Genomic DNA, 24,529 nt, shown 5'->3' with positions numbered 1-24,529 from the left:
CTAGCCACCCTCCATGACGAAGTCGAGGAAGAAGTGCTAGTAGACCAGCTATTCGCAGGCGTGGCACACGTCCGTGGCGTCTACGCAGAGCCGGTGAAACGAGGCCGTGGACGCCCTAGAAAACAACAATGAAAATTGCCCTGGAAAATCATTTTTAATAGATGGTTTCCCAGGGCTTTTCTATTCGTAGCACGTCTCTCCCCCAGCAATCACGTTACTCAACCCCTCTTGGGTTAAACAGGGCAGCTTTCCCCTCCTTTTTTGCAAAATTGCTCCAGATAATCAAAACGAAGCAAAACATTCCGCATCGCAGAGAAGGAAGGTGCACCCTAGGCGCTTTTAAAACCGCAAGAAGTTCTTCTCATGTTCCTCAGCGTCATGGCTCGTCAGTTGAGCAGAGGTTAGGTAGAGCCTGACGGGAGCCTTCTCAGCGTGCTCGTACAGGCTGTAGTTGTCTTTCCTCCATGAACTGGTTTCTATTTTTGTGTAGCCTTGCCCAAGCAGGCTCTGGTGCTCAGCAATGAGAGCATGCGTCCCCAGCTTGTATTCCAGTCGGTAACTGCCCATATCTCCCGCCATCGACAAGGGAATAGATTCCCCCTCATCCTCAGACCATGCCGCCTCCTTCAGCTTGTCGAGGTCGAACAAAGCGAGTTCCAGCAGCTTACGTAGGTGCTCGGCAGAGACGGCTTCGATATTGATTGTGAGCGCTCGTGGGTTGCTCATGAACGGATACCTTATGGTTGGACATACCACGATGATAGCGCCGTGCAGTTTGGTGTAGGGATCAAGATTCTCCTGGCTCATAAACGGTCGTATCTGACACCACCCAGGAGAACCCATGCAGCTGATGTCATAAATTAGGGTTTACAAGTTGTGAAACCAACCCCATAATGAACCCACGTTTATGACACCAAAGAGCATTCAGCCATGAGCCGCACTTTCGCCTATTGCCGCGTCAGCACCACAGGCCAGACCACAGAGAACCAGATTCAGGAAATCAAAGCCGCTGGCTTCGATATCCAGGCTCAACGTGCCATTGCCGAAACCATCAGCGGCTCCACCAGTGCAAGCGAGCGTCCAGGCTTCAACAAGTTGCTTGAGCGTATGGAGAATGGTGATGTGCTGGTGGTCACCAAGTTAGACCGCCTTGGCCGTAATGCCATTGATGTGCAAACAACCGTCCAGCTCTTGGAGTCTCAGGGCATCCGCGTGCATTGCTTGGCCCTTGGCGGCGTAGACCTAACCTCAGCTGCCGGGAAGATGACGATGGGCGTTCTCGCTGCTGTAGCTCAGTTTGAGCGTGATCTTCTGATCGAACGTACACAAGCCGGGTTGAGTCGTGCTAAGTCAGAAGGAAAGACGCTTGGCCGCCCTGCTGCAACTACCTCCGAGCAAGTGCAGGAGCTGAAGAAGACCAATCTCTCTCAGTCAGCTGTAGCCAAGCAACTTGGTTGCAGTCTGAGCACTGTCAAACGCCTCTGGAATGCCGTCTGATAGCTCGTGTGAGACGTCTACGTCGATTCCCAATAGCATCGATGCGGGACACGCCTACGGGAGCAGAGAACGCCTAATAGGAAGACACGCAGTGTCGCCCCCTCTGATATTTTTGATTTTAAGACGTCTCAGCTGTGGCCTGGGTGGGCTGTGTTAAACACCCCAGGTAGAGAGCTATCTTGATACTCGGCTGTCGCCTCGACGTGGCGAGCATCTGACCCATCAGATATTTTCTATGTTGAAACTGGAGAACGGGACGCGATGCATCCCGTTTTTTGGCGGGGGAAGGTTTCTACTTCTTGTCCGTGATTGCGTTGATGGCTTTAATCTGAAAGCTGCCGGGATATCGCGGCGACTCATAGTACCGCCCCACCTTTACAGCTGTGTTTATCAGCGCATCCATCGCTTGCTCTAAACCATGATCTAGGTACGCCGTGGATTGCTCATTAGCAGCGAACGGCAGATCAGGATTAGAGGTTACACAGGGAACAGATGGATGGCCGATGTGGTCGAGGTACTTGAAGAAAGCATCCTTTGCAATCACAAGCCCATAGCGGCGCCAGGCATATTTCTTGCCCCAGTAGTACCCACCATCAGTGGCGCGATGACTGACACGCTCATCGTTCTTGGCCCGATTCTCCGCGTAGATATCCGCTGATAGCTGCTTGGACACTTGATAGCTCAGCACCTTGTCTGCGGTATCCACCTTACCCAGTGCAGAGATATCGACTAAGCAACGCCCATCAGGTGCAGGGGTATACCCGACGTTGTATCGCTCGCCGTTGACCAACACCCTTGTACTATTCCCCTCAAACTCGTACACCCGGTCAGAACTCTGAGGGTTGAACTGGTGCAGGAACTTGCCTGAAGGCAACTGGGTAACCCGATAGTTGGTCACGATTAGATCGTGGATTGTGTGCAGCTTTCTGGACTTCATTTCCTAACTCCTTGGATTGGTGGAAAACCAGAAATATGGCCACTGGCCATGCTTTCAAGGACAGGAGCTGAATTTTTTTTCAGAGGAGGCCTTACCTGACTCATCTTTCGCCTGACCGGGCACTGGCTCAGAGAGACCGTCACCAATCTTCTCCATAGACTGTAGAAGGCGTTTATTGATTACGATCATCCGCTCTTGGTTATCGATGATCTTGGACACTGCCATCCAGAAGCCGCACGTAAAGCAGGCACCGACGAATATCCCCAATCCAGTCAGAACACCGATTCGATTCTGTGCAAAGAGAATGGCGAATGCTGCTGCAACCAGTGACAGGACAATTAACAATCCCGCAAAGAAATCCAACGTCTTGATGACTATATTTTCCATAGCTCCCTCCATGGAGCTATTGAACTTTTTATAAGCAAAAAACCACATACCACCATTTTGATACTAGCACCTACAGCTTTATATGCCAGTTGGAAGAGAGTGAATAAATTTTTTAATAGCAGCAGCCTCTTCTTTAGAGAGTCTATGATTCAAGACATACGTTACTCCCCTAAACGAAACAGGCAGTATTTCTCCTTCATGCTCGACACACACATTGATCAACGCCTGAAGAATTATTGCTTTACAGTCCTCACCCATATCATATTCAAAACCAACCTCACCATAAAATTGAGTCTCAAGCTCATCAGTTATAACGTTAGATATTATTTGAGCAGCATTGCGATTACTTCTCACCCCCTCTATCAAGCTACCGTTTAGCTTTCTTTTTTGCCGCAGTACACCGTAGCTCCCCATATAACTTTCATATGTATAGGCTGAAAAGCTTTCGATCCTCTCTCTTGATATTACATTTGACAGGTCTAATGCTATAAACCCAAACTTCGCCTGATCATCTTCTATCCGCTTTTTTATCTGAGACTTCGCTTTGCTCACATTTTTCGTGAGACTAGAGATACTATGTATATACTTACACTCAATTGCGACGATATCATCAATTATTATGTCGCACTCACCCTTTAAATTTATACTTACGCTATCAGCATTGCGAGGGATGAACCTTGCAGCCATTGACATTTCAAACAAATGGTCATTATAGCCCTCATCACTATCAATAGTATAATCAGCCCCACCTTCAACTATTTTAAGTAAATCCTTTTCGTTATAACAACCCTTGAGCGCAAGTAATTTGCTCACACTACCAAACTTTGCAACAATCTCCGCCAACCTTGAAATTGATTTATTGTCCAGTTGAGTTATATTGCGTAAATCTTTTTCAAACCTAGCCAGTCTGGTTGAGCGTATGTCGAATCTTGGTTTAAATTCTTTAATAGCTGCATCTAAATCCTCTAGTAACTTCTGAAAATCTTTCTTTACTTTCTCATAGCTATGCCTGCTTTCAATTCCGCTCATAGTTTTATCTCAGTCTATTATCTATAAATCACTCTGGTCGCTGACGCTTCCACTCGATGTATGGAGGGTTATCTATGATTTCCAGATCGTGGTCTTCCGGGTGGTCATCAGGTGGGAGTTCCCCGTCTTGCGGTTCACTTCCTCCCGCCCGCAACAGAGCGTCAACAGACTCGACTTCCCCATTCGGTAGTTTGATCCAGTGCGTCCGCCCTTTGCGTACATACCCGGCGTATTCGTAAACCTCATCACCAACCCGCATTACCCCATGCTCATCACAGACGATGCGGTATCCGCCGAGCTGGAGCGTTTTGGCTAGAGCGAATGGATCGCCATTGATCGTCTTGTACACATCGCTGATAAGCACTGTCCCGCTGTTGCCCACTTTAGGTAACGCCGCAAGTTGTCTTGTTATGTCAGCATGCTCTGCCTTCAATGCCTGATATGTATCAAGCGCCAGTGGATCATCGCCATCTGCAATCAGTGGCATCAGACGCCGCCGCTTGGTCTCGTTCTCGTCGATCAGTGCTTCGAGCAATACGCGCTCTTTTTCGATGGTGCCGAGTTTCGTTTTCTGCAAGCTGGTAAAGACGTGACCACGCATCGTTTCAAAGAAGACAGCCCCCAGCACTGGCATCGGGTAGTTCTTCGAGTTTGTGCAATTCGCCTTATTCAGGCCGCGTGTGTAACAACTCATGGTGGCAGTCGCATTCTTGCCATTGGCGTTTCGCTTGGCAAAGTTCCCGCCACACGTGGCACATACAACGATACCGGCCAGGGGGTTAGCCCGCGCATGCGTGACCGTCTCCTGCTTCCGCATCAGTTGCTGAGCTTGATGGAAAAGCACCTCATCGATGGCAGGATCAAAGACGTTCTTGATCAGGTCTGCTGGCGCCCTGATTGTCTTCCCAGAAACCTTGTCTACTCCCGCACTGTACTGCTGCCAGTGCCCAATCACGGCGACATTAGTCAGCAGCTTCCTTACAGATGAAGGATTGGCAAAATGCTTTGAGTGCTTACGCGCTAGCTCATGGATGCTTGTTCCACGGACGAATGCATCGAACACGTCATTTACTATGGCTGTTTCATCCGGCCCTTTGAGAGTGCCATCTGAGTTCAACCAGAAGCCGTTACGCCGGTTTATCCGCTGTCCCGCCTTCGCCTTCAGAGACCGCCCTGCAAAGCTTTCCTTAACCCGCCGTGCCAGTTGCCGACTGTACTCATAGGCTCCCAATGCTGCCCCAGCGAGCATAAAAAGCTGACTGCTGTTTACGCTGCCTTGGTTGTATCGGACGCCATCATTCAGCGTGATCAAGTCCACGCCACGCTCTACTACCGACTGGAGCATGGTCAGCGTCTGTATTGCCGGTAAACGAGAAAATCGGTCTAGGGTTTCGACAAGGATCACTGAGCCCGAGGGAATCGCACCGCTCTCGACCGCCTCAAGGATTTTGCCAAGATTCCCGCCCAGGTGATGGCCTTTGCTGGCGGACAACCCAAGGTCTTCATATCGCACATCGGACAAGGTGTAGTCAGGGTTACGGCTAATCCAATCCGCTGCCATCTGGCGCTGTCTACGGAGACTATCGCCCTCCTCTTGGGCCTTGCTCGAAAACCGCACATAAGAGATTGCCAACGGCATGAGTTCGCCCCTGCTCAAAACTAGAGGCTATCACTTTACTGAAGATTTTTCTGTGGTGTGCGGGATCCGGCAGGTCATTACATCGAGTTCAGCTACGGCCAGCCGCTGGGACCAGGGGCCAAACCGATCAGCGAAAGCTGAGCATGAAAAAACCGCCCGAGGGCGGTTTTTCTGTCAGCCAGTGCTGCCAGCGAGCGATCAGCCCCTGCCTGTCTTGTAGAGGTGCTCGTAGCAGAAGTTGGTGGCTTCGATATAGCCTTCTGCGCCACCGCAGTCGAAACGCTGGCCCTTGAATTTGTAGGCCAGCACGCAACCGTCCTGGGCCTGCTTCATCAGCGCGTCGGTGATCTGGATTTCACCACCCTTGCCCGGTTCGGTCTTCTCGATCAGTTCGAAGATGTCCGGCGTCAGGATGTAACGGCCGATGATCGCCAGGTTCGACGGCGCGTCTTCCGGCTTCGGCTTCTCGACCATGCTGTTAACACGGAAGATATCGTCGCGAATCGTCTCGCCGGCGATCACGCCGTACTTGTGGATCTCTTCCATCGGCACTTCCTGCACCGCCACGATCGAGCAGCGGAACTGGTTGTACAGCTTGACCATCTGGGTCAGCACGCTGTCGCCTTCGAGGTTCAGGCACAGGTCATCGGCCAGTACCACGGCGAACGGCTCGTCACCGATCAGCGGACGGCCGCTGAGGATGGCATGGCCCAGGCCCTTCATTTCCACCTGGCGGGTGTAGGAGAAGGTGCAGTTGTCGATCAGACGACGAATACCGACCAGGTACTTTTCCTTGTCGGTGTTGCGGATCTGCTCTTCCAGCTCGTAGCTGATATCGAAGTGGTCTTCCAGGGCGCGCTTGCCGCGGCCCGTCACCATGGCGATCTCGTTGAGGCCAGCCGACAGCGCTTCCTCCACACCGTACTGAATCAACGGCTTGTTCACGATCGGCAGCATTTCCTTGGGCATGGCCTTGGTTGCCGGGAGAAAACGAGTGCCGTAGCCAGCGGCGGGAAACAAGCATTTCTTGATCATGGAAGTCCCTGAATGAGAGAGGGTTATCGACGCCGAAGCAGTTTATCAGGACGCCCGCGGCTTACAACGGCAGGACGGTAATCACCTAAAACGTTTGCTCAGCCAGGCAGTCACAAACAGTGAAACCCACCGCAACGCGAGGTTCGCATGTCCATTGACAATGATTTGAAGAAAGAGGTTCTCACCCGCCTGCTGCACGCTCACCCTGCCGGCCTTGGCAAGGAGGTGCTGGATAATTTCCGCGGCGAACACGCGGTCGCCGATACGCTCAAGCACTTGCAGGACAGTGGGCTGATTCACGATGGTGCCGTCTCGGGCACTGCAGGTGAACTGTCCCTCAACTACCCCATCAAGCTCAGCTCATCAGGTGTCGAGACGGCCAAACAGCTCGACGCGTGATCCGTCGCTGGCCGATCACCACGTTCGATTGAGCTTTGCCAACAACGCCGTTTTCTCGTCCTGAGGAAACGGCGTTCTCGTCTCTGCCGCCATCCTCACCTCGACACGATCCACCCTCGCAAATGCTGTACACTCCCGCGCCGCGCTGAGCCGGGACAGGCATTGCAGAGCCCTCGCCTGCATCTGCAGACCGCCAAGTACCGCTCTTGCCACCGCTCGCCGAAACCGGCGGGCCGATCACTCAACATTTTCGGAACACGCCCGATGAAACACACCGCGACTTCCCTGCTGCTGGCGGGCAGCCTGCTGACTCCTGTGCAGACCATGGCAGACCTGCTGCTGTGGCAGGACAACAGCCTGACCTATCTCAACGGCATCGACTTCAAGATCGACCCGCCTCGCCAGCAGACGCTGACGTTCGAGCACGCCAGCGGCTGGAGCTTCGGTGACCTGTTCCTGTTCGTCGACGGCATCAAGTACAACACCGAGGCCACCAATGGCGCGGGCGACGGGCATACCTTCTACGGCGAGATCAGCCCACGCCTGTCGTTCGGCAAGATCAGCGGTGCGGACCTGTCGTTCGGCCCGATGAAGGATGTGCTGCTGTCCGCCACCTACGAGTTCGGTGAAGACGACGTCGACGCCTACCTGCTGGGCCCGGCCATCGACCTGGAGATTCCCGGCTTCGACTACTTCCAGCTCAACACCTACCTGCGCCGCCCCGATGGCAAGCGCGACGGCCGTAACGTCTGGCAGATCACCCCTGTGTGGAGTTACACCGTGCCGGTCGGCAATTCCGACCTAGTGATCGACGGCTTCATCGACTGGGTGGTCGACAACGACGACAGCTACCACGCCAACCTGCACATCAACCCGCAGATCAAATACGACCTGGCCAAGGCCATGGGCTGGGGCAAGAAATTCTACGTGGGCGTCGAATACGACTACTGGAAGCACAAGTACGGCATCGACAACGACAGCCCGCTGGGCGACGAAGTGCTGGGCGGCACCAACCAGAGCGCCATCAGCCTACTGGTCAAGGCTCACTTCTAAGGGGGTTGCCGGTCTTGCCGTCGGTAAAATGGCGGCCAGGCTACGCACGCCCCATGGACGAGCCCGTGGCGTGAATGATCTGGAAGATAGGGAGGATCGCACGGAGGGATCGCAGCCTGGAGCTGCAGATGGTGCCCCGAGCCGGAATCGAACCGGCAAGACCTTGCGGTCGGCAGATTTTAAGTCTGCTGTGTTTACCAATTTCACCATCGGGGCGGCGAAATGTGCGAGGGCTGGACTATATACACCCCCAGGCGGCGCTGCAAGGTTAAACGGCGCAATAAAAAGCCCCGTAAATCAGTGATCTACGAGGCTATTCAGTCGACCGCAGGCTGACCATGCAGTTGCGCTCGAATCGATACTGGCGTGCCGCAACCCGAAGCTGCGACCCGCTGGCGGCGATTTACTTGCTGCTACGACCGACCAGCAGGCCGATCAGCAGACCGAAGCCCGAGGCCACGGCGACGGACGTCCATGGATTGCTTTCGATGCGATCCTGAGCGTTACCGATGGTTTCACGACCCAGCTCGACGGCCTCGCGGCCCTTGTCGGTGATCGAACCCTTGGCTTCATTGAGCAGCGCGATCACTTTCTCACGAGCTTCGTGTGCCTTGTCACCAGAAAAGGACTCGGCATCGCCCAGCGCTTTGCTGGCCTGGTCGAGAAGTTTCTTCAATTCCTTGGCGCTTTCCTGTTGAAACTGATCCAGGCCGCTTTCCAGCGAAGTTTTACGAGCCATTAGCGAATACTCCATAAAGTGATTGACGCTATTTTGGAGGCGCCGCCGGCCGCCAGAGTTCAGGTTTTTTGCCGATCGCCGCCTTTGCGCACTCAGGAGTCCAGCTCGATGAGCCCGGTATAGGCGACATGGTCGCCGGCCATGCCGCGCACGCGAGCACGCAGATCGAAGGGCATGTCGTGCTTGAAAGTGACGGCATGGCCGATCAACTGGCCGTCCTCGTCGACCCGCTCACGCTCCTCCACCATCCAGGTTTCCAGCTCATCCTCGGTCAGCCCCAGCTCTTGCGCCAACAGCGAATGGAAGCGCTCGAGGTCGAGGCCATCGAATTTTCCACCGTCCATATCTTCATCCTCTTCACCAGTCAGTATTGCTAACTGAGGCTGCGGGATAGGGAGGCAGTTCACTCTGTCTGACCGCGAGCGCGGATGACGGCCTCAGGCCTCCTTGCGATCGCTCCCTGAATTCAGCGTGCGCAGATCCTGACGCAGCTGCGCCACCAGCTGGGATATCTGCCGCGAGGTGGAGAGTTCGGAACGGGATATGCCGGTGACATTCAGATAAACCTGCGATGTGACCGGATCCCGAATCTGGATGGTTACCGATTCACTACCATCGATGGAGCAGTTGCAGGCCAGCGGTAGAAACGCACATTCGACAATGTGGCGCTGCTCGAGAACGGACATCATCTTGGAAACTCCTTCCTCACGTTGATGACCCCTCAAGTCTAGTTCGCGCAAATAAACTGGCATGAGGCATTTCGTCCCGCCTGTCGGCTGGCCAGCATCGCCTATCGAAATCCGTCGTTGCCACCTGATTCAACCGTTGGTAAGCGACCCTGAACCTTGCCTCTGCGACACCCCTCACTATTGCGTTACCTCCATGCGGAGGTACATCCAGATGAGGTGTCACATGCACGCGTACAACAATGTTGAAGGTACCGAACGCCTGCTCTCGCTAGCCGTAGGCGTGGTGGGTGCAGTCAGTGGTATCAGGCAGGGTGGAGTCGTCGGGCTGATCAAGATCGCGGCGTCGGCGCTGATCGCCCAGCGTGGCATCACCGGGCATTGCCAGCTCAAGGACTTTCTGAGCGCCGCTGAAACGGAAGGAACGCCCTACGAGCGACACGCCCCCGCCGCTGACCGCGATGACGTGACTATCAGCCGCCAGGCGCAAGACAGGGAGGCGCAGATGGATAACGCGCTCGAGGAAACCTTCCCGGCCAGTGACCCTATCTCGCCGTAGGGCTACCGCCTACCGGTCATGTGGCCAGTACGATGAGCATGTTGGTAGGCGTCATTCTTGGCACCAGTTGCCGAACATCAGCTGGGGTTTCGACCTTGAAGAACACCTTGTAGCCACTGCCGTCCGGGTAGGGGCGGGAGTGCGTGACCCAGGTGGAGACCACACTTTCGGCCAGGCCGGTATCGGTAGCGATTTTCGGAAAGGGAATACTTCGTGCATTCATGTCGAGCTCCTTCTCGTTGATTCGGATAGCGCTGCGCTACCTTGCCGGTTTTCCTTACCGGATGCCCAACCAGGTTGGCATGCAATATCACTATGCCACAATTCGAAGCGTTCGATCACCTAGCACCGGAGCGAAATAGTTGTCGCAGAACAAGAGCGCGAATGCACCCTGCTCAATCTCCCCCGCCGCCGCCGTCGCCACCACCGCCAGCATCCGCCGAAACATCGTTGTCGGTAATCATGGTGCCGCCCGAGCCGCCACTGGAGCTACTGGAATCGCGTTCGGCCTTGCGCTTCTTCGCGGCAGGCCTGAAGTAGGCATAGAGCACGCTGATGGCGAGCACGGCCAGCACCACAAGATAAATCCAGTCAATTGCGCTGAGCATCCTCACCTCCATCCATTGATGGCTGACCTGATGTTACGCCATTCGCTTTTCCGGCGTGACACGGCCCACAGCAAAATGAATAAACAGCCGATCGTCCAGGGATATGAACTATTGTGCTGCATGGCATCAAATAGCTATTACCACCCAACATGGAGCAGCCTACCGTGACCAAACCAGTATTCAACGCTCGCACCGCTGACAAGTTCGTGGTTCGTTTGCCGGACGGAATGCGCAAGCGCATCGAAGACCTGGCCAATGAGAATTACACCAGCATGAACACCGAGATCATCCGGGCTATCGAGGCACACCTCGAAGGCCAGGCACGCCAGTCCCTGCTGATCGACGCCCTGGAAGCGAAGCTCAAGAGCGAACTGCAAACTGCAGCCAAGGCCGGCAAGAAGGTTCAGGAGCCCAATATCGATTACCTCGACGGCCTCAAGACGGGTACTCGCTGATCCAGTCAGCCTGGCTTCCCGTCGTATAGAGACCCGGCCCCGCCCACGCGGGGCTTGAGCCGGGGCAGCGCCCGCCTTGCCTGAGCGTCAAAACCATTTCAGATATTGGCTGTGGCGAACTGCAGCCACACCGAGAACGCGCCCAGAATCCCCCAGAAGCCGCTGAACAGCCAGGGCGAGCGCAGCGAGAACAGTAGCGACTTGCGATAGCGCTCTTCACACGCCTCGGTTTCGCAAAACAACGGTGAGTCGTCATAGGCGTGACCGAACCGCGGCTCGCTGCGCAAGAGCGTGTCCTGCTTGAACTGCCAGTGCCCGATGATAGCCGCCGAGGCCCTGATGCCAGGCCATGCGCTCAGCGAACTGACGATGCCCAGCAAGGCCAGCAGAGCCGGAATGATCAGGGTGAACAGATCGCCCCAGGTCTCATTGGTATTGGCCATCGATGACGCGTAGGCAATCACCAGAAACGACTGCGCACCCAGGTAGGCGTTGGTGCGGCTCGATAGCTGGCCAGTTTCGTAATGAATTTCCCGGCGGTAGAAGTCCAGACGCTCTTTCGGCGTGCCGAACATCATGGAGTCGCTGGCGGACGTTTCCGCTTCGGGTGCATCGGGTATGGCGATCAGGGAGGACACAAGGGTTACCGCGGCAATGAATACACTCCTTGGAAAGCCGCAGTGGGTAGCCGTTCACATTGATCGTCCCAGGCAGATGCGCTCGAAGCGCCGGAGCGCCCCGAGTCGCATTGCGGCCGGGGCGCAGCGCTTACCACTGCCCCGATAACAGGCAGGTCAGCGCCTGGATACCGCTGAATTGGTACCACGGATCCGGGTCACTGCAACCATTCTGCAACAGCGCCACCTCCATATGCTTGGCGTCTTCAGGACGACTCGCACTGGCGAACGGAGTCTGCACCGCAGGCTTGGCCGGCACACTGTCCAGCGCAACCTTGGCGGGCATGACGATCGGTGCCGCGCTCGCACTGGCTTGTGCGGTAACGGCAGTCATGGCGGTCAGAGTGACAATGGCGCTGAAGCCCAGCGCTCGGTAAAGGCTTTTCATGATGGAGTCCTTTGCGTCCGAGGGATATGCCGCACGCACCACGGCGGCAGATCCATACTGGCGGCAGGCACACATCGCAGCCATAACGCAGGTGTTCTAATAGCGCATTGCCGCGCGATCCCAAAACAGCGCTTCAGCGCCAAGGCAGTAATCGGCGATCATTGACGGCTCATGGCCGCTCGATGACGAGCAGCATTGGAATCGGCCTCCCACCAGCGCCGACAGCGATGGCGGATCTTCATGGGGCGATAGCGGGTAAACGGACGGGAAACAGGCACTATGGGACAGCGTCAAACGCAGATATTGAAACATGACCTCAAGGCAGTCGCAGAAGACCTGAAATGGGCATCTGTCGACCTGGTCAAAATTGCCGAACGCCTCAGAGGCACCGAGAACGAAGCGGACGCCTGGGCCATTCTTCGTATGGTCGGCGTACTGATCAATGGCGAGGATCGGCTCAACAAATATGCAGGCGAGGTGAAGTCCGGGCGGATCGTCAGAACCAAGGGATGATGAATCGCACCGAAGCCGCGATTGGGACGGCGTGCTGATTTACAGCACCCCGCCCACAGAAGCGTGAAAACGCCCCCATAAGGGAACCCGACACGGCGCGAAGAGGCGGCCGCTATCGGTCGCTCATGCCGTGGCGTCACCTCGCCAGCGTGGCTTCATGTCCCGGGTTTTCAGATCGATCTCGAAGAACTTCCATTTCCGCCCAAAAGCTTCGGAAATCGCCATCAAATCGCAGGCAAAGAAAAAGCCCCGTAGTCAGTGACTACGGGGCTTTCTGTTTGGAGGCTGAGGTCGGAATCGAACCGGCGTTCACGGATTTGCAATCCGGTGCATAACCACTCTGCTACTCAGCCTTTAAACCGAACGGGCCGTACTTGACGGCCCGTTTAAATTGGAGCGGGAAACGAGACTCGAACTCGCGACCCCGACCTTGGCAAGGTCGTGCTCTACCAACTGAGCTATTCCCGCTTGTCTTGTCGACGGGCGCCATTCTATAGCTTCGTAACGCCCAGTCAAGCCTTTGATTCAAAAAAGTTATTTCTTTTCGGCGGTCACGCTGAGGTGCGGCCAGGCGGCCAGCAGGTATTGCACCATCGACCACAGGGTCAGCACGGCAGCGACGATCAGCAATACGTAACCGATCAGCACCCAGAAGCCGAACAGCGGCGGATTGCCGAGCAGGATCACCAGCGCCACCATCTGCGCAGCGGTCTTCCACTTGCCCAGGTTGGAGACGGCGACATGCGCCCTCGCCCCCAGCTCGGCCATCCACTCGCGCAACGCGGACACGACGATCTCGCGGCCAATGATGATAGTCGCCGGGACGGTCAGCCACAGGTTGGCATGTTCGGCGACCAGCAACACCAGGGCGGTGGCGACCATCAGCTTGTCGGCAACAGGGTCGAGGAAGGCGCCGAACGGCGTGCTCTGCTCCCAGCGACGTGCCAGGTAGCCATCGAGCCAGTCGGTGACGGCGGCAAAGGCGAAAACCGCGCTGGCAGCCCAGTAGCTCCACGAAAATGGCATGTAGAACAACAGGATGAAGATCGGGATCAGCAGAACGCGGAGCACCGTTAGGAGGTTGGGGATATTCATCGGCTCGACTGGGCGGTTAAGTGAGGCGGCATTCTACTCGCTGTGCAGGGCTGCATAAATCAACCCAGCGAGCTTTTTACTGATACCGGGCGCTTTGGCGATTTCTTCCGCACTGGCACGGGACAATTCTTGCAGACCACCAAAGTGGTTGAGCAGTTCACGGCGGCGCTTTGGCCCGACGCCTGCCACCTCTTCCAGGCTCGACGTGCGGCGTGTCTTGCCGCGCCGGGCACGGTGCCCGGTGATGGCGAAACGGTGCGATTCATCGCGGATCTGCTGGATCAGGTGCAGGGCCGGCGAATTGCCCGGCAACGTGAACTCGTGGGCGGCGTCGTTCAGGTACAGGGTTTCCAGGCCTGGCTTGCGCGTCGTGCCCTTGGCCACACCGAGCAGAATGAGCTCTGGAACCTCGAGGGTGGTCAGCACTTCGCGGGCCATGGCCAGCTGGCCCTTGCCGCCGTCGACCAGCAGAATGTCCGGCAGCTTGCCTTCGTTCTGCTTGATCTTGCTGAAGCGGCGGGTCAGCGCCTGGTGCATGGCAGCATAATCGTCACCACCGGTCACGCCTTCGATGTTGTAGCGCCGGTAGTCCGACTTGATCGGGCCTTCGGGGCCGAAGACCACGCAGGAGGCCACGGTCGCCTCGCCGCTGGAATGGCTGATATCGAAGCACTCCAGGCGCTGCGGGACTTCGTCCATGTCCAGGGCTTCGGCCAGGGCATCGAAGCGCCCTGCCATATGGGCACGGTTGGCCAATCTGGCTCCCAGCGCCTGCTCGGCGTTGGTCACCGCCAGTGCCTGCCAGCGCGCTCGGGTACCGCGGACGCGGTAGCTGATGCCCAGTTCACGCCCACGCAGCTCCTGAATGGCGGCGATCAGCACGGGATAGTCTTCGTGGGGCGCGTTGACGATCAGCTCGGTGGGCAAATCGCGCTCCTGAGTGCCCAGGTAGTACTGACCGAGAAACGCCACGAGCACGTCCTGGGTCTCTTCTTCGATGGCCACCTGGGGAAAGAAATTCTTGCTGCCCAGCACGCGCCCGCCGCGCACGCTGATCAGGTGCACGCAGGCGCCGCCGGGGTTGACCATGGCCGCGATGACATCCACGTCGCCGGTGCCGCCTTCCATGCTCTGCTGGTCCTGCACGCGGCGCAGCAGTGCCATCTGATCACGCAGCTCGGCAGCCTTCTCGAAATCCAGTGTCATCGAAGCCTGCTGCATGTTGGTGGACAGCTCGGCATTCAAGGCGTTGCTGCGCCCCTCCAGGAACATCACCGAGTGCCGTACATCCTCGGCGTACTCGGCCGGCTCGACGAGGCCGACGCAAGGCGCCTTGCAGCGCTTGATCTGATACTGCAGGCACGGCCGGGTGCGGTTCCTGTAGTAGCTGTCTTCGCACTGCCGTACCAGAAAGGCCTTCTGCAGCAGCGCCAGGCTTTCACGGATCGCGCCGGCGCTCGGATACGGCCCGAAATAGCGGCCCTTGCGGTTCTTGGCCCCGCGATGAATGTCCAGACGCGGGTAGTCGCCATCCGACAGGAAAACGTACGGATAGGATTTGTCGTCACGCAGCAGGATGTTGTACGGCGGCCGCCACTCCTTGATCAGCGTCTGCTCGAGCAGCAGCGCCTCGGTCTCGTTGGCGGTGATGGTGGTTTCCACCTGGGCGATCTTGCCGACCAGCGCGGAGGTCTTGGTCGCCAACCCGGTCTTGCGAAAGTAGCTGGCAAGACGCTTCTTCAGGTTCTTGGCTTTACCGACGTAGAGCAGATTCGAGCTCGCGTCGAACATGCGGTACACGCCTGGACGACCGCTGCAGGTGGCGAGAAAGGCACTGGCATCGAACACGGGAGTGGCTTCAGCTGGTGGCATCGACCATGCCGTGACGCACTGCAAGCAACGCCAGCTCCACATCGCTGGTGATCGCCAGCTTCTCGAAAATTCGATAACGGTAGGTGTTCACCGTCTTGGGCGACAGGCAGAGCTTGTCTGAGATGCTCTGCACCTTCTGGCAACCGGCGATCATCAGAGCGATCTGGATCTCGCGTTCGGAGAGCAGATCGAACGGCGAATTGCTGCTCTGCGGCTGGAACGACTTGAGGGCCAGTTGCTGGGCGATCTGCGGGCTGATGAAGCGCTGCCCACTGAACACCATGCGAATGGCCTGCACCATTTCTTCCAGCGCGGCGCCTTTGGTCAGATAACCGGCCGCACCGGCCTGCAGGAGACGGGTCGGGAATGGATCCTCTTCGCACACGGTGACGGCCACGACCTTGAGGTCGGGGTGGCTGCGAATCAGCTTGCGGGTCGCTTCCAGGCCGCCGATGCCTGGCATCTTCACGTCCATCAGAACGACATCGGGCTTCAGTTCACGGACCTTCTTCAGCGATTCTTCGCCGGAGCTGGCCTGGCCAATGACCTGCAGGCCTTCTATATCGGCCAGCATGCGTGAAATGCCCGTGCGAACGAGGTCATGATCATCGACAACCAATACCTTAATCAAACGAACACCTCGTACCTGCGCGAGCGCCGCACAGCGACTACCTGAGAGAAATGCACCATAACAAAAAACCTGACGCCTGAGTTAGCTCTGCACGTCAATTCACCAGCGCCAATTATAAGTTGATGGCGCAGCAGCCTCATCTGCCGGCTAGCGTGACCGGGGAATGGCAGCAATGCCCGCGAATAGCGCTCGCCCAAATAAGCAGCAAACGCCCCGCTGAACGCCCTGCGCCTAGGCATCATCACCCACCTGCCGGCAGCCGGAATAAATACGCACGGATGCCACTGCCCTGGTGGCGGCAGGCTTCGCCTCACGCACCGCAGCGCCAGGCATCAGCGTCATCGACCTGTAATCGCCAGGGCGGACACTCACGCAGTGCCAGGGCGAATAATTTAAGCGGAACGCCAACCACGCGGCACCGCTCTCAAATTACAGACCGTGAAACATACCGAGGGAAATCGCATGGACATGCTCATCAAGCAACTCAAGACCGTAACCGCTGGCCGTTACCACATCATCACGGAAACCTCCTCGGAGGGTCTGCAGGTCGACTGCCTCGATCTGCAATGCAACCTCGTGGCCACGCGCCGGCTGTCTGCCGCGCAGATGCAGAACAAGATCCTGATGACCGCCGTCTACGCGGACCTGAAAGGCTCTCTGGGCTACTGACAGCTGATTGGCAACGGTTCTGCCGAGTGGAAAAACCAATTGCCATGCGCTGCCCCTGTGATGCGGCCTCACGCAAGTGACTGGCCGCACCTGCATAGATGAGCGGCTCAAGCCATTGCACGGATGGCGGCGCGTGCTTCTCATCCCTCTCAATCAACACCCCTCGCAAAACGACAAGGCAGAGTGACATTTGTCGATCTCGCCATTACTGTATGCACATACAGCAATAAAGGCGAGTACTCATGGCAAAAGGCACCTCATCAGCTGCAGCGACACCCTCCTCCTACGAATTGCTTGGCGCCCGGGTTTCGCGGGCCATCAATTCACCGGCCGCGCAAAAATCCCAGACAGCCGTACTGCTCCATGCAGAGGGTGACAGCCCCGATGACTGGGCGCGCATCCTGGAAGAAATCGGCGAGAACGATAACGTCACGATCGCCCACCGGGACGACGGTTACCAGCTGTTCTGGACGGTCCCAAAAGATGACTGACCGGTCGCAAAAATAGCCTGAACAAAGGCGACAAGACTCATTCTATTTTGATCATGCCCTGATAGCACGATGCCTCGACAGGTCGCGCATCAGGCATGCATCCCCATTCGCTAGATGAGCCTCGCCATGATCTGGATCGCAATCGCCATAACCGTATCGCTGGTATCTCTGCTCGGTGCAGGTGCCTACACCCTGCTGCAGATTCTTGGCGAGTTCAGCCAGAACTGACTCCAGGCACCGCGATACCACCTCGCGACTGCATCGACATCGAGACGACCGGACAGCCGGCATACACCCGCCAGCCGATGCGCCGGTGCCCTCGCCCGCGACATATTCGAGCTCGCAGGCGTCACTCCGATGAATACCTGATACCCCCCCTCGCACTGTGGGGGGAATGGCACTAACCTAGCCGGCGATATCCCCCTTCCCGCATCAGTAGAAGCTCATGTCAGAAAACTCGCTCAGCATAAGCCTGCTGCTGCCCGCCGGTACTTCTCTGGCAAGCAAGCTCAGCCACGAACTCATTGAGCATCTACCGGTAGGCGTTTATCTCTGCAATTCAGCGGGCGTGGTGGTGGCATACAACCACAAGGCCGCGGAAATCTGGGGCGAGGCTCCCAAGCTGGGCGATAGCCAGATCAAATTCTGCGGGGCACACAAGCTGCTCACCCCCGAAGGCGTGCACATCCCCCATGAACTCACGCCGCTGGCGGATATTCTCGTCACCCAGAAAGCCGTGACCAACTTCCGCACCATCGTCGAACGCCGCGATGGCACCCGTGTGCCGGTGCTGGCCAATATCGTCCCGTTGTTCGATGAGAGCGGCACCATGCTGGGCTTCATGAACAGCGTGCAGGACCTTCGCCAGCAAGTCGCCCAGGAGCTCAACCAGCAGCATCTGGAGAGCGCCCTGTTCCAGTCGCAGAAAATGGAAGTGGTCGGCCAGATCACCAGCGGCCTCGCCCACGATTTCAACAACCAGCTGGCCAGCATGTCCATGGCCCTGTCACTGATGGAGAAAGATGTAGAGACCGCTGGCTCCAGTCGCCTGAGCAAGTATTACGATCTCTGCAAGGAGGCGGTGGATCGAGCCACCTCGCTGGCCGACAACCTGCTGCGCTTCTCTCGCAAGCGCGCCAAGAAACTGGAGCGCATCGACCCCAACCAGGTACTGCTGGGCATGGCTTCGCTGATCCGCACCGCGGTCGGCAGCAAGGTCGTGATCAACCTCAGCCTGGCGCCGGACGCACGCTTTCTGAAGGCCAACAAACAGCAATTGGAAAGCGCCATCCTCAACCTGGCCATCAACGCCCGGGATGCCATGCCAGACGGCGGCACCCTGACCCTAAGCACCCACGATGCCAACCTCGACCGCACCAACTTCACCCATCACAACTCCAACTTCCAACCGGGAAGCTACGTGGTGATCAGCGTGGTCGACGAAGGCTGCGGCATGGCGCCCGAGGTGCTGGACAAGGTCTTCGCGCCCTTCTTCACCACCAAGGCAGACGGCAAGGGCACCGGCCTGGGGCTCTCCATGGTGCGCGGCTTCGTCAATGAAATGAACGGCCAGCTCACTGTAGAAAGCGAACCAGGCCGCGGCAGTTGCTTCCGCCTGCACTTCCCCAGCTATGGAACCGAGCACTCCATGGCCATCGATGGGGCTGAGGAGTAAGCGGACAGGAGAGATACGGTTCGCCTATGCCCTAGCGACCGCTTGATCCATATGAGTGACTGGCTCCACTCGGTCGCAGACAAGAACGGGCAACAGACTCGAGCGGTTCAACCCATCAGGTTCGGCGCTGGAAACTATGCGGTTAAAAAGCAGAGTGGGTGGCTTTGGGTCTTGAGGCGAGGCTGGCTAATGGGTGTCCCCTTTTCCCCTATTTAGCCATCCAGCAATGTTTTGTGAGGATTCTGAATAAACTGATACGCTTTAGATTTCAAAAACTCCTCATACAAAGATAAATTTGAGGGAGCAATTACTCGACCACCTTCCTTTAATATGACGACGCACTTACATTCTTCTGCTAGTGATGAAAAAAAGTAAATACTTTTATTTACATCGGCACGCGCATCAACCATACAAATTACTTCATCCTTCCAAAACTCTACCCTTACCTGCCCATCAATACCAAAGAATTCGGCATCTACACTCCAAGAAGGTAAAGAGGGAAACATATTAGAAACATATTCCCTTAACTGAAGCCACCCTCCACCCCAATAATCAATGAACTCCTCAGAAATCTCTTCCTCAAAAAGAGTATCAACATCACGTGATTTAAATTGCTCCAAATATAGAGGAGAAGAGCCATCCTCTCTCAAAATCTTGTCCTGCGGAACGAGAAAGAAAACGAATTGCCAAATTGCCACATCAACTACCCCTACATCTAGGCTGTCTAACCGAGCCAATTGTATCTAAAACATATTTTTTCTGTATGAAAATTGGTTCTAGGAATTGGGAAACTGACCTTCTTGCATATAAACTCAGACGTCTCTCCTAGAAACCTTGCCGCAGTCAGTCGATTATTACCTACTACGACATGAGGCACACTATTGATCTCCACATACTGAATAACTGGATCCTTGAGCCCATCCTGCCGCATACTTTTAACTAGCTTTCTAAAATTATTATCTGTCATTGCATCAGTGACGCTTGAAGTAACCTACCTGAAAAGGCGTATCTTCGATTTTCTTCGCCGCTTTCTTGCCCTCGCTACCGAGCGAAGCCATGATAACCACAGCAGCTAGCGCGTACACATCTCTTTTAGTTTGTGAAACAGAAGAATCGGGTTCAGACCACTTAAATAAAAAATACATCACGACCGGTAACAGGGCGCCATTTGGACCAGGCGGTCGTTGGTATAGGGGCGTATTCAAAGCCAGCGATAACTATTTAAAAGAGCTGAAGCCACCTGCTTAGTATCCGCACCTGTTCGGACATGGTGTTCGACGCTGCGGGACAACAACGGATCATCACAGATGTAAATTCCAAATTATCAAAGAGCTTGTTATCTAACCGTAATCTGATCCCGGCGCAATGCGACTTCAATTATTTCTATCGTGTTCTGACCCTGATTTACAACCCCTCAATTCTGGCAAAGACAGCACTTCATCGTACTGTGGCCAATCTTCCCTTGCGCGCTTGAGCACACCTTGCATCAACTCGTCCAACTCAGGTACTGGTTGCTCGGGCGGCAATTGGTCAAAGGGCGCGGCCAGTAGCGGATGATCGATCTTCTGCGGATTGGCTAAACCTTCCCACTGGCGCAGGCGCAGGATATAGAGAATTTCCACCGGCACGCGCTCCAAGTGCCAGTCCTGATTGAAGTCGTAGGAATTCTTCTGGCTCTCTTTGCCGGTTTGCCAAGTGTGGCGGTCACACGCGGCCAACAGACAGGGCATCAGGTCGTCGGGACTGGGAGTGCGCCACTCGGCCAACAAGGCTTCGTAGATGGGTTCGTCATAAGCATAAGCAGGCCATTGATGCGAGACATCACCCACCCAATCGGCAAACACACGCAGCATAAAGGCTTGGGCGCGGCGGTGTTGCTCTTCGTACTCAATCACTAATTGATGCCCACGGTTGAGAGCCGCATGGGTGAGATAGCCCTGATGGATGACAGCATTCTTCCAGCCTAGGATCGCCATGGAGGCCATCATATTGGTGGTGGTCTGGATGCTATAGTTTTGGCGACGTCGATCATTGCCTGCCGCTTTGGCAATAATGTCGAACTGGCCCGCCCAGAAGAACAACTGCCAAATTCCTACTTGGTAATAGCGCAACCAATGGGCCAACTCTAGAAGCCATTGCGGATTATCTGGTGCGGTTGCCAATACCCTGTGGGCTCGTGTGACGGCCATCCATTCGGAGCTACTACGCGTAACGTTGTCACTATTTGGTACAGGCATTGATGGCTTCGCAAATACATCGCCGCGCTCAACATATTCACGGATGCCATTCAACTCGTATTCATCTGATACGTGTGGCCCCTTGGCTATGCGCCCCAGCACACTTTTGTAAGAAGGCCATTTCGGGTTTACGCCCGAGCGCTCGCACTGAATTATTTCTTGGACCATGGCTCCACCTTAAATTCTGCAACACCTGTTTTACCAAAGACCGGCAGACCGACTTTGACGGTCACGCCTTGAACCTTGGATTTCCCTGAGTCCAACGCCGCTTGCAAAGCGTCTCTCAGTGCTGGGTCTGAATTTGATTTCGATGCATTATTCAACCCATTCTCTCAACCTCGCCTCGGGATCTCTCAGGGGACTCTTTGCGCCATCCAGCCTGCCCCTATCGATTGCTTTGGCTGCATCGGTCGTTGGAGAAGGCGTAGGCACTTGATATATGTCGCCGGGCACATTGCCGTTGATGAATGACAGCTTGATGCCTAGAATTCATATCGGCTGCTTTTTGGGCTCGGTGTATGTTCGCAACTATCACCGCAGACCAAGATCGGCCTCTCTTCTTAGAATCAATCAGTTAAGGGCTAAATAAGTGCCATTCAAATCTTTCCATTTTTACCTTTCCTCCCCTATTCTGTAACCCAAACGTATCATCTCAGTTGGGAATAAAGGCTGCATAATCACCCTATCGTTAAAAATCAACAGCTTTGGAGACAACGCTGTAACAGCGTAGATATTCTCCGCAATCAGCTTCAAATTTGTGCAAAATAAAGGAATCTCAGCATCATCCGCCAGAACGTACACACCATCTATTTTATTAGCAACTCCACTCAGCAACTCTTCAATACCATCGTAATCTTTAAAGCTCAACTCCTCCCATACAACCCCATTCTTTGAGACTGGATATTTTTTTAACACATTCATCGCCGCAACAAAACCATCTCCATCAATCACTCTAAAATCGGCACCAAGTGCTTCTTTACATTCTTCGAATAGAGTCATCTGATTACCTATTTAGCATTTCCAATATTGCCTCAAAGGCCTTCTCATTACCATCAAAAGGTATAACCAGCTTTACTGCTTTGCCAGGGCTTTCACCTCGAGTATAGCCCCATACATTTATGTGAGTACCTTTTGAATGCAAAAATGCAAAAGGGGACAGATTTATTTTTCTGACACTTTCCTAGGCCTCCCCTGACCCCGTAGTTCTATCCGTTGCCCGTAAACTCTCTCTATTTCATCAACTCCATATAACGAATACGACGCCTTTCAGGCGTATTGCCAAGTGCGATGAAGCAAGGGTCAATATCCAACCAATCACTGTCCGCTTGATCAGTGGCGCGCATCTGGTAACTCGACCAGAGGTAGTCACCTGCCTCGGCAACCATACGGGCCCGAACCGGGTCTAACTCGATATAGCGGCAGCAGGCAAGCAAGCAGGCGTCTGACTCGGCCACACTGGACTTGTAACGGCTCTCCCAGAGAGTGCCGGTGCGCCCTTCCAGACGATTTCTATACCGCGTGGCACGCGCTGCCAGGGCCTTCATCAACTGCCCCAACCCAGCGATGGCCTCACCGGGCGCCAGCAGCAGATGAACGTGATTCGTCATCAGGCAGTAGGCATAGACTTTGATCCCAAAGACGTCTTTCAACTCGCGCAGATCAGCAATGTAACGTTGATAATCCTGATCGCCGACAAAGACCACCTGCCGATTATGGCCTCACTGCACTACGTGATGCGGGTAGTTAGGCACCACAATGCGTCCCATCCTTGGCATAACAACCTCCTTCCATTGAGGCTTTCAGCTTAGTCCATCAGCAATAAAATAAATCTGCCCCTTTTCCTTAAGGCAGCGGTACACCTGGGAACACTTTATTCCACAATATTCCCATCAAGTAGCTTTTAGCATCACTTTTATCATCTGCTGGATAGACAACATAACTGTCATTATCAAGCAACTCAACCCAAAGAGCAGATTGATCATTAAAAAGCCCAAGCAATTCATGCTCTATCTTTTTTCTCTGACGCTTATCATTTAGCACACGCCCCAAAGCAGCGAACGCCTCACTTTCATCCAAACCAGCATCCACCGAAAATATAGAGCAGAGTAGGTTTTTTATAACGGGATAATCCTGCATTACATCACCTAGATGGGAATATAGGAAGAAAAGGGGACAGATTTATTTAATCTTGGGCCATCCCAACCACTCGAAAATAAATCTGTCCCCCTTTCCGCTTATATTCGCGTGTGCCTTACTTCAGGGCAATCTCTAAGGCGCGGTCAATCATAGCCTTGTCGATCATAGGTACAAAGTTCAAGCGATTACCTGCAATGAACATTCGTTGATAGTCTTCGAGTGTGTCGCTGTCTTTCGACCACGCTAGAGCTACTAAATGGCATACCTGCGACATGCTAGGGCTATTAGGCCTATTATGCCTAAACTCTTCGATAGCCTGTCCGATCTCCTCAGCATCTATCTCAGCTAGCACCTCCTCTATTAACCTAGTGAAAGTGACTGGTGCTTGCTCTATCGAATCCACTTCTTCATTTTTCTGAAACCAGCGCAGCGAAACAAAGCTCTTGGGTCGCTCCTTCATAATGAAGTTAGCTACCTTAGCAAAATCTTTATGACTGACAGAGCAATCCATACCCAACCAAATGCGGCCAGACGGACGATTTCTTATAAATGGCTCAGCTTGGATAACGAAGCCATTTCTCTCCGCCTCCCAAAATGCCCCATCTCGATCCGCCTTCCACTTTCCACCATTTTTTTCAATAGCTTTACCAATTAGGATATCAACTTTCATAACCCACGCGCCGTCACTTGATAAATAGGAATTCCATTAGGGTAGCCCTGTTGCCTTAACGGCACGTTCGGCTTAATACCGAGCATGCGTGCTATAGGACGCGACGGCAATGCGTTGCCAGCCAATATCTGAGGATATATCTCATTTTGTCGTGTTGCATTCACTGCTCCACCGGTCTTCATCTCGATAATGATCGGATCGCCATTAGGTCGCAGAGCGACAAGATCCGTGTGAGTATAAGTCTTCCCTCCGCTATCATAGAAACGAGCACCATTTCCTTTGACTGTATATCCCTGTTCACGCAGCTGACCAGCAATATCATCAAGGTTTGCATTGTGATTTACGGTTCGCTGTTGCAGCGTAATACGCGGAGCAGACGCATTGTTTGTATATTAGGGGGACATATTAGGGGACAGACCCCGATTTCACAGTCACCCCCTAACTTTCGACAA

30 protein-coding genes, 3 tRNA genes and 2 pseudogenes are annotated in these 24,529 nt (G+C 54.8%); 10 read left to right on the top strand and 25 right to left on the bottom strand.

Annotated features, from left to right (window positions below; genetic code table 11):
- Positions 1–339 precede the first annotated feature (339 nt).
- Positions 340–726 (bottom strand): hypothetical protein, encoded by a 387-nt coding sequence (locus tag QRN22_RS14350; RefSeq protein ID WP_156152728.1) that lies wholly within the window; start codon positions 724–726, stop codon positions 340–342.
- Positions 727–930: 204 nt separating this feature from the next.
- On the opposite strand from QRN22_RS14350, the gene QRN22_RS14345 reads away from it, so the two are divergent.
- Entirely contained in the window at positions 931–1,497 is a 567-nt protein-coding gene (locus QRN22_RS14345; protein ID WP_042554599.1) for a recombinase family protein, read from the top strand.
- A 292-nt stretch (positions 1,498–1,789) separates the two neighbouring features.
- Here QRN22_RS14345 and QRN22_RS14340 read toward each other — a convergent pair whose 3' ends face one another.
- The 4 genes from QRN22_RS14340 to QRN22_RS14325 all read right to left on the bottom strand — a co-directional run bounded on the left by QRN22_RS14340 (position 1,790) and on the right by QRN22_RS14325 (position 5,489).
- On the bottom strand, positions 1,790–2,434 hold the full coding sequence (locus tag QRN22_RS14340; RefSeq protein WP_042554598.1) for a hypothetical protein: 645 nt from the start codon (positions 2,432–2,434) through the stop codon (positions 1,790–1,792).
- Positions 2,435–2,488: 54 nt separating this feature from the next.
- Positions 2,489–2,821 (bottom strand): hypothetical protein, encoded by a 333-nt coding sequence (locus QRN22_RS14335; protein ID WP_042554597.1) that lies wholly within the window; start codon positions 2,819–2,821, stop codon positions 2,489–2,491.
- Positions 2,822–2,899: 78 nt separating this feature from the next.
- Positions 2,900–3,850, bottom strand: a complete 951-nt coding sequence (locus tag QRN22_RS14330; protein ID WP_042554596.1) for a hypothetical protein — start codon at positions 3,848–3,850, stop codon at positions 2,900–2,902.
- A gap of 28 nt (positions 3,851–3,878) precedes the next feature.
- Positions 3,879–5,489 (bottom strand): recombinase family protein, encoded by a 1,611-nt coding sequence (locus tag QRN22_RS14325; protein ID WP_052493815.1) that lies wholly within the window; start codon positions 5,487–5,489, stop codon positions 3,879–3,881.
- A 45-nt stretch (positions 5,490–5,534) separates the two neighbouring features.
- Between QRN22_RS14325 and QRN22_RS14320 the strand changes: the two are divergent.
- A pseudogene (locus QRN22_RS14320) lies at positions 5,535–5,630 on the top strand (VOC family protein); the annotation flags it as partial.
- 57 nt (positions 5,631–5,687) lie between these two features.
- Here QRN22_RS14320 and galU read toward each other — a convergent pair.
- Entirely contained in the window at positions 5,688–6,524 is an 837-nt protein-coding gene (gene galU, locus QRN22_RS14315) for a UTP--glucose-1-phosphate uridylyltransferase GalU (RefSeq protein ID WP_042554595.1), read from the bottom strand.
- 147 nt (positions 6,525–6,671) lie between these two features.
- Between galU and QRN22_RS14310 the strand changes: the two genes are divergently transcribed.
- The gene (locus QRN22_RS14310) at positions 6,672–6,923 is read left to right on the top strand and encodes a hypothetical protein (RefSeq protein ID WP_042554594.1); all 252 of its coding nucleotides are present in this window, start codon (positions 6,672–6,674) and stop codon (positions 6,921–6,923) included.
- 264 nt (positions 6,924–7,187) lie between these two features.
- On the top strand, positions 7,188–7,976 hold the full coding sequence (locus QRN22_RS14305; protein ID WP_042554593.1) for an outer membrane protein OmpK: 789 nt from the start codon (positions 7,188–7,190) through the stop codon (positions 7,974–7,976).
- Positions 7,977–8,105: 129 nt separating this feature from the next.
- On the opposite strand, the gene QRN22_RS14300 is transcribed toward QRN22_RS14305, so the two are convergent.
- From QRN22_RS14300 to QRN22_RS14285, 4 genes are all read right to left on the bottom strand, one after another.
- Positions 8,106–8,192 (bottom strand) — tRNA-Leu (locus tag QRN22_RS14300).
- 187 nt (positions 8,193–8,379) lie between these two features.
- Complete coding sequence (locus tag QRN22_RS14295; RefSeq protein ID WP_042554592.1) at positions 8,380–8,715, bottom strand: ElaB/YgaM/YqjD family protein; 336 nt, start codon at positions 8,713–8,715, stop codon at positions 8,380–8,382.
- Positions 8,716–8,807: 92 nt separating this feature from the next.
- Entirely contained in the window at positions 8,808–9,059 is a 252-nt protein-coding gene (locus tag QRN22_RS14290) for a hypothetical protein (RefSeq protein WP_042554591.1), read from the bottom strand.
- Between the two features lie 93 nt (positions 9,060–9,152).
- Entirely contained in the window at positions 9,153–9,404 is a 252-nt protein-coding gene (locus QRN22_RS14285) for a DUF1652 domain-containing protein (RefSeq protein WP_042554590.1), read from the bottom strand.
- Positions 9,405–9,627: 223 nt separating this feature from the next.
- Here QRN22_RS14285 and QRN22_RS14280 point away from each other — a divergent pair, with 223 nt between their 5' ends.
- Entirely contained in the window at positions 9,628–9,960 is a 333-nt protein-coding gene (locus tag QRN22_RS14280; RefSeq protein WP_042554638.1) for a YgaP family membrane protein, read from the top strand.
- 16 nt (positions 9,961–9,976) lie between these two features.
- On the opposite strand, the gene QRN22_RS14275 is transcribed toward QRN22_RS14280, so the two are convergent.
- Positions 9,977–10,183 carry a hypothetical protein gene (locus QRN22_RS14275; RefSeq protein ID WP_042554589.1) on the bottom strand — a complete coding sequence of 69 codons (207 nt, stop codon included), beginning with the start codon at positions 10,181–10,183 and terminating at the stop codon, positions 9,977–9,979.
- A 172-nt stretch (positions 10,184–10,355) separates the two neighbouring features.
- Positions 10,356–10,568, bottom strand: coding sequence for a hypothetical protein (locus QRN22_RS14270; protein WP_042554588.1), 213 nt, complete (start codon positions 10,566–10,568; stop codon positions 10,356–10,358).
- Between the two features lie 164 nt (positions 10,569–10,732).
- Between QRN22_RS14270 and QRN22_RS14265 the strand changes: the two genes are divergently transcribed.
- Positions 10,733–11,023: an Arc family DNA-binding protein gene (locus tag QRN22_RS14265; protein WP_082045818.1), complete on the top strand. Its 291-nt coding sequence runs from the start codon at positions 10,733–10,735 to the stop codon at positions 11,021–11,023.
- Between the two features lie 98 nt (positions 11,024–11,121).
- Here QRN22_RS14265 and QRN22_RS14260 read toward each other — a convergent pair whose 3' ends face one another.
- Positions 11,122–11,601 carry a hypothetical protein gene (locus QRN22_RS14260; protein WP_042554637.1) on the bottom strand — a complete coding sequence of 160 codons (480 nt, stop codon included), beginning with the start codon at positions 11,599–11,601 and terminating at the stop codon, positions 11,122–11,124.
- Between the two features lie 190 nt (positions 11,602–11,791).
- Entirely contained in the window at positions 11,792–12,088 is a 297-nt protein-coding gene (locus QRN22_RS14255) for a hypothetical protein (RefSeq protein ID WP_042554587.1), read from the bottom strand.
- A 279-nt stretch (positions 12,089–12,367) separates the two neighbouring features.
- Here QRN22_RS14255 and QRN22_RS14250 point away from each other — a divergent pair, with 279 nt between their 5' ends.
- Positions 12,368–12,601 (top strand): hypothetical protein, encoded by a 234-nt coding sequence (locus QRN22_RS14250; RefSeq protein WP_042554586.1) that lies wholly within the window; start codon positions 12,368–12,370, stop codon positions 12,599–12,601.
- A gap of 279 nt (positions 12,602–12,880) precedes the next feature.
- Here QRN22_RS14250 and QRN22_RS14245 read toward each other — a convergent pair.
- The 5 genes from QRN22_RS14245 to gacA form a co-directional block, all read right to left on the bottom strand.
- Positions 12,881–12,954: transfer RNA gene (locus QRN22_RS14245), tRNA-Cys, on the bottom strand.
- A 39-nt stretch (positions 12,955–12,993) separates the two neighbouring features.
- Positions 12,994–13,069: transfer RNA gene (locus QRN22_RS14240), tRNA-Gly, on the bottom strand.
- Positions 13,070–13,135: 66 nt separating this feature from the next.
- Entirely contained in the window at positions 13,136–13,696 is a 561-nt protein-coding gene (gene pgsA / locus QRN22_RS14235; RefSeq protein WP_042554585.1) for a CDP-diacylglycerol--glycerol-3-phosphate 3-phosphatidyltransferase, read from the bottom strand.
- Between the two features lie 33 nt (positions 13,697–13,729).
- The gene (gene uvrC, locus QRN22_RS14230) at positions 13,730–15,568 is read right to left on the bottom strand and encodes an excinuclease ABC subunit UvrC (protein ID WP_042554584.1); all 1,839 of its coding nucleotides are present in this window, start codon (positions 15,566–15,568) and stop codon (positions 13,730–13,732) included.
- Complete coding sequence (gene gacA / locus QRN22_RS14225) at positions 15,555–16,199, bottom strand: response regulator transcription factor GacA (RefSeq protein WP_042554583.1); 645 nt, start codon at positions 16,197–16,199, stop codon at positions 15,555–15,557. The genes uvrC and gacA overlap by 14 nt, the downstream gene beginning before the upstream one ends.
- Before the next feature lie 462 nt (positions 16,200–16,661).
- Here gacA and QRN22_RS14220 point away from each other — a divergent pair, with 462 nt between their 5' ends.
- The 3 genes from QRN22_RS14220 (at position 16,662) to QRN22_RS14210 (ending at position 19,034) form a co-directional block, all read left to right on the top strand.
- A complete protein-coding gene (locus tag QRN22_RS14220) occupies positions 16,662–16,868 on the top strand; it encodes a hypothetical protein (RefSeq protein ID WP_042554582.1) in 207 nt (68 codons plus the stop codon).
- A gap of 242 nt (positions 16,869–17,110) precedes the next feature.
- On the top strand, positions 17,111–17,359 hold the full coding sequence (locus QRN22_RS14215; protein ID WP_042554581.1) for a DUF1654 domain-containing protein: 249 nt from the start codon (positions 17,111–17,113) through the stop codon (positions 17,357–17,359).
- Positions 17,360–17,804: 445 nt separating this feature from the next.
- Positions 17,805–19,034, top strand: coding sequence for a two-component system sensor histidine kinase NtrB (locus QRN22_RS14210; RefSeq protein ID WP_042554580.1), 1,230 nt, complete (start codon positions 17,805–17,807; stop codon positions 19,032–19,034).
- A gap of 212 nt (positions 19,035–19,246) precedes the next feature.
- Here the strand turns inward: QRN22_RS14210 and QRN22_RS14205 are convergent, their stop codons facing one another.
- From QRN22_RS14205 to QRN22_RS14180, 6 genes and pseudogenes are all read right to left on the bottom strand, one after another.
- Entirely contained in the window at positions 19,247–19,732 is a 486-nt protein-coding gene (locus QRN22_RS14205; RefSeq protein ID WP_156152727.1) for a hypothetical protein, read from the bottom strand.
- Positions 19,733–20,407: 675 nt separating this feature from the next.
- The gene (locus QRN22_RS14200) at positions 20,408–21,115 is read right to left on the bottom strand and encodes a hypothetical protein (protein ID WP_042554579.1); all 708 of its coding nucleotides are present in this window, start codon (positions 21,113–21,115) and stop codon (positions 20,408–20,410) included.
- Positions 21,116–21,883: 768 nt separating this feature from the next.
- Complete coding sequence (locus tag QRN22_RS14195) at positions 21,884–22,270, bottom strand: CDI toxin immunity protein (RefSeq protein WP_042554578.1); 387 nt, start codon at positions 22,268–22,270, stop codon at positions 21,884–21,886.
- A 162-nt stretch (positions 22,271–22,432) separates the two neighbouring features.
- Positions 22,433–23,046, bottom strand: a pseudogene (locus tag QRN22_RS14190) (transposase).
- Positions 23,047–23,113: 67 nt separating this feature from the next.
- On the bottom strand, positions 23,114–23,407 hold the full coding sequence (locus QRN22_RS14185; RefSeq protein WP_082045816.1) for a hypothetical protein: 294 nt from the start codon (positions 23,405–23,407) through the stop codon (positions 23,114–23,116).
- 115 nt (positions 23,408–23,522) lie between these two features.
- Positions 23,523–24,077, bottom strand: coding sequence for a DUF6990 domain-containing protein (locus tag QRN22_RS14180; protein ID WP_042554577.1), 555 nt, complete (start codon positions 24,075–24,077; stop codon positions 23,523–23,525).
- Positions 24,078–24,529: the final 452 nt, after the last annotated feature.

The organism is Pseudomonas sp. MEJ086, assembly GCF_030209025.1.
Taxonomy (GTDB): Bacteria; Pseudomonadota; Gammaproteobacteria; order Pseudomonadales; family Pseudomonadaceae; genus Aquipseudomonas; species Aquipseudomonas fulva_A.
The sequence above is the reverse complement of the archived record's forward strand: the minus strand, read 5'-3'. Positions and strand labels throughout refer to the sequence as shown.

Bases quoted from the DNA above. Each gene is read 5' to 3' on its own strand.
- QRN22_RS14285 (WP_042554590.1), bottom strand. From the start codon at position 9,404: ATGATGTCCGTTCTCGAGCAGCGCCACATTGTCGAATGTGCGTTTCTA.
- QRN22_RS14335 (WP_042554597.1), bottom strand. From the start codon at position 2,821: ATGGAAAATATAGTCATCAAGACGTTGGATTTCTTTGCGGGATTGTTA.
- galU (WP_042554595.1), bottom strand. From the start codon at position 6,524: ATGATCAAGAAATGCTTGTTTCCCGCCGCTGGCTACGGCACTCGTTTT.
- QRN22_RS14210 (WP_042554580.1), top strand. From the start codon at position 17,805: ATGTCAGAAAACTCGCTCAGCATAAGCCTGCTGCTGCCCGCCGGTACT.
- QRN22_RS14260 (WP_042554637.1), bottom strand. From the start codon at position 11,601: ATGATGTTCGGCACGCCGAAAGAGCGTCTGGACTTCTACCGCCGGGAA.
- QRN22_RS14220 (WP_042554582.1), top strand. From the start codon at position 16,662: ATGGACATGCTCATCAAGCAACTCAAGACCGTAACCGCTGGCCGTTAC.
- QRN22_RS14180 (WP_042554577.1), bottom strand. From the start codon at position 24,077: ATGAAAGTTGATATCCTAATTGGTAAAGCTATTGAAAAAAATGGTGGA.
- QRN22_RS14255 (WP_042554587.1), bottom strand. From the start codon at position 12,088: ATGAAAAGCCTTTACCGAGCGCTGGGCTTCAGCGCCATTGTCACTCTG.
- QRN22_RS14350 (WP_156152728.1), bottom strand. From the start codon at position 726: ATGAGCAACCCACGAGCGCTCACAATCAATATCGAAGCCGTCTCTGCC.
- QRN22_RS14185 (WP_082045816.1), bottom strand. From the start codon at position 23,407: ATGCAGGATTATCCCGTTATAAAAAACCTACTCTGCTCTATATTTTCG.
- QRN22_RS14310 (WP_042554594.1), top strand. From the start codon at position 6,672: ATGTCCATTGACAATGATTTGAAGAAAGAGGTTCTCACCCGCCTGCTG.
- QRN22_RS14290 (WP_042554591.1), bottom strand. From the start codon at position 9,059: ATGGACGGTGGAAAATTCGATGGCCTCGACCTCGAGCGCTTCCATTCG.
- QRN22_RS14280 (WP_042554638.1), top strand. From the start codon at position 9,628: ATGCACGCGTACAACAATGTTGAAGGTACCGAACGCCTGCTCTCGCTA.
- QRN22_RS14275 (WP_042554589.1), bottom strand. From the start codon at position 10,183: ATGAATGCACGAAGTATTCCCTTTCCGAAAATCGCTACCGATACCGGC.
- QRN22_RS14345 (WP_042554599.1), top strand. From the start codon at position 931: ATGAGCCGCACTTTCGCCTATTGCCGCGTCAGCACCACAGGCCAGACC.
- QRN22_RS14250 (WP_042554586.1), top strand. From the start codon at position 12,368: ATGGGACAGCGTCAAACGCAGATATTGAAACATGACCTCAAGGCAGTC.
- QRN22_RS14330 (WP_042554596.1), bottom strand. From the start codon at position 3,850: ATGAGCGGAATTGAAAGCAGGCATAGCTATGAGAAAGTAAAGAAAGAT.
- QRN22_RS14325 (WP_052493815.1), bottom strand. From the start codon at position 5,489: ATGCCGTTGGCAATCTCTTATGTGCGGTTTTCGAGCAAGGCCCAAGAG.
- uvrC (WP_042554584.1), bottom strand. From the start codon at position 15,568: ATGCCACCAGCTGAAGCCACTCCCGTGTTCGATGCCAGTGCCTTTCTC.
- QRN22_RS14295 (WP_042554592.1), bottom strand. From the start codon at position 8,715: ATGGCTCGTAAAACTTCGCTGGAAAGCGGCCTGGATCAGTTTCAACAG.
- QRN22_RS14305 (WP_042554593.1), top strand. From the start codon at position 7,188: ATGAAACACACCGCGACTTCCCTGCTGCTGGCGGGCAGCCTGCTGACT.
- pgsA (WP_042554585.1), bottom strand. From the start codon at position 13,696: ATGAATATCCCCAACCTCCTAACGGTGCTCCGCGTTCTGCTGATCCCG.
- QRN22_RS14270 (WP_042554588.1), bottom strand. From the start codon at position 10,568: ATGCTCAGCGCAATTGACTGGATTTATCTTGTGGTGCTGGCCGTGCTC.
- QRN22_RS14215 (WP_042554581.1), top strand. From the start codon at position 17,111: ATGGCAAAAGGCACCTCATCAGCTGCAGCGACACCCTCCTCCTACGAA.
- QRN22_RS14340 (WP_042554598.1), bottom strand. From the start codon at position 2,434: ATGAAGTCCAGAAAGCTGCACACAATCCACGATCTAATCGTGACCAAC.
- QRN22_RS14195 (WP_042554578.1), bottom strand. From the start codon at position 22,270: ATGACTCTATTCGAAGAATGTAAAGAAGCACTTGGTGCCGATTTTAGA.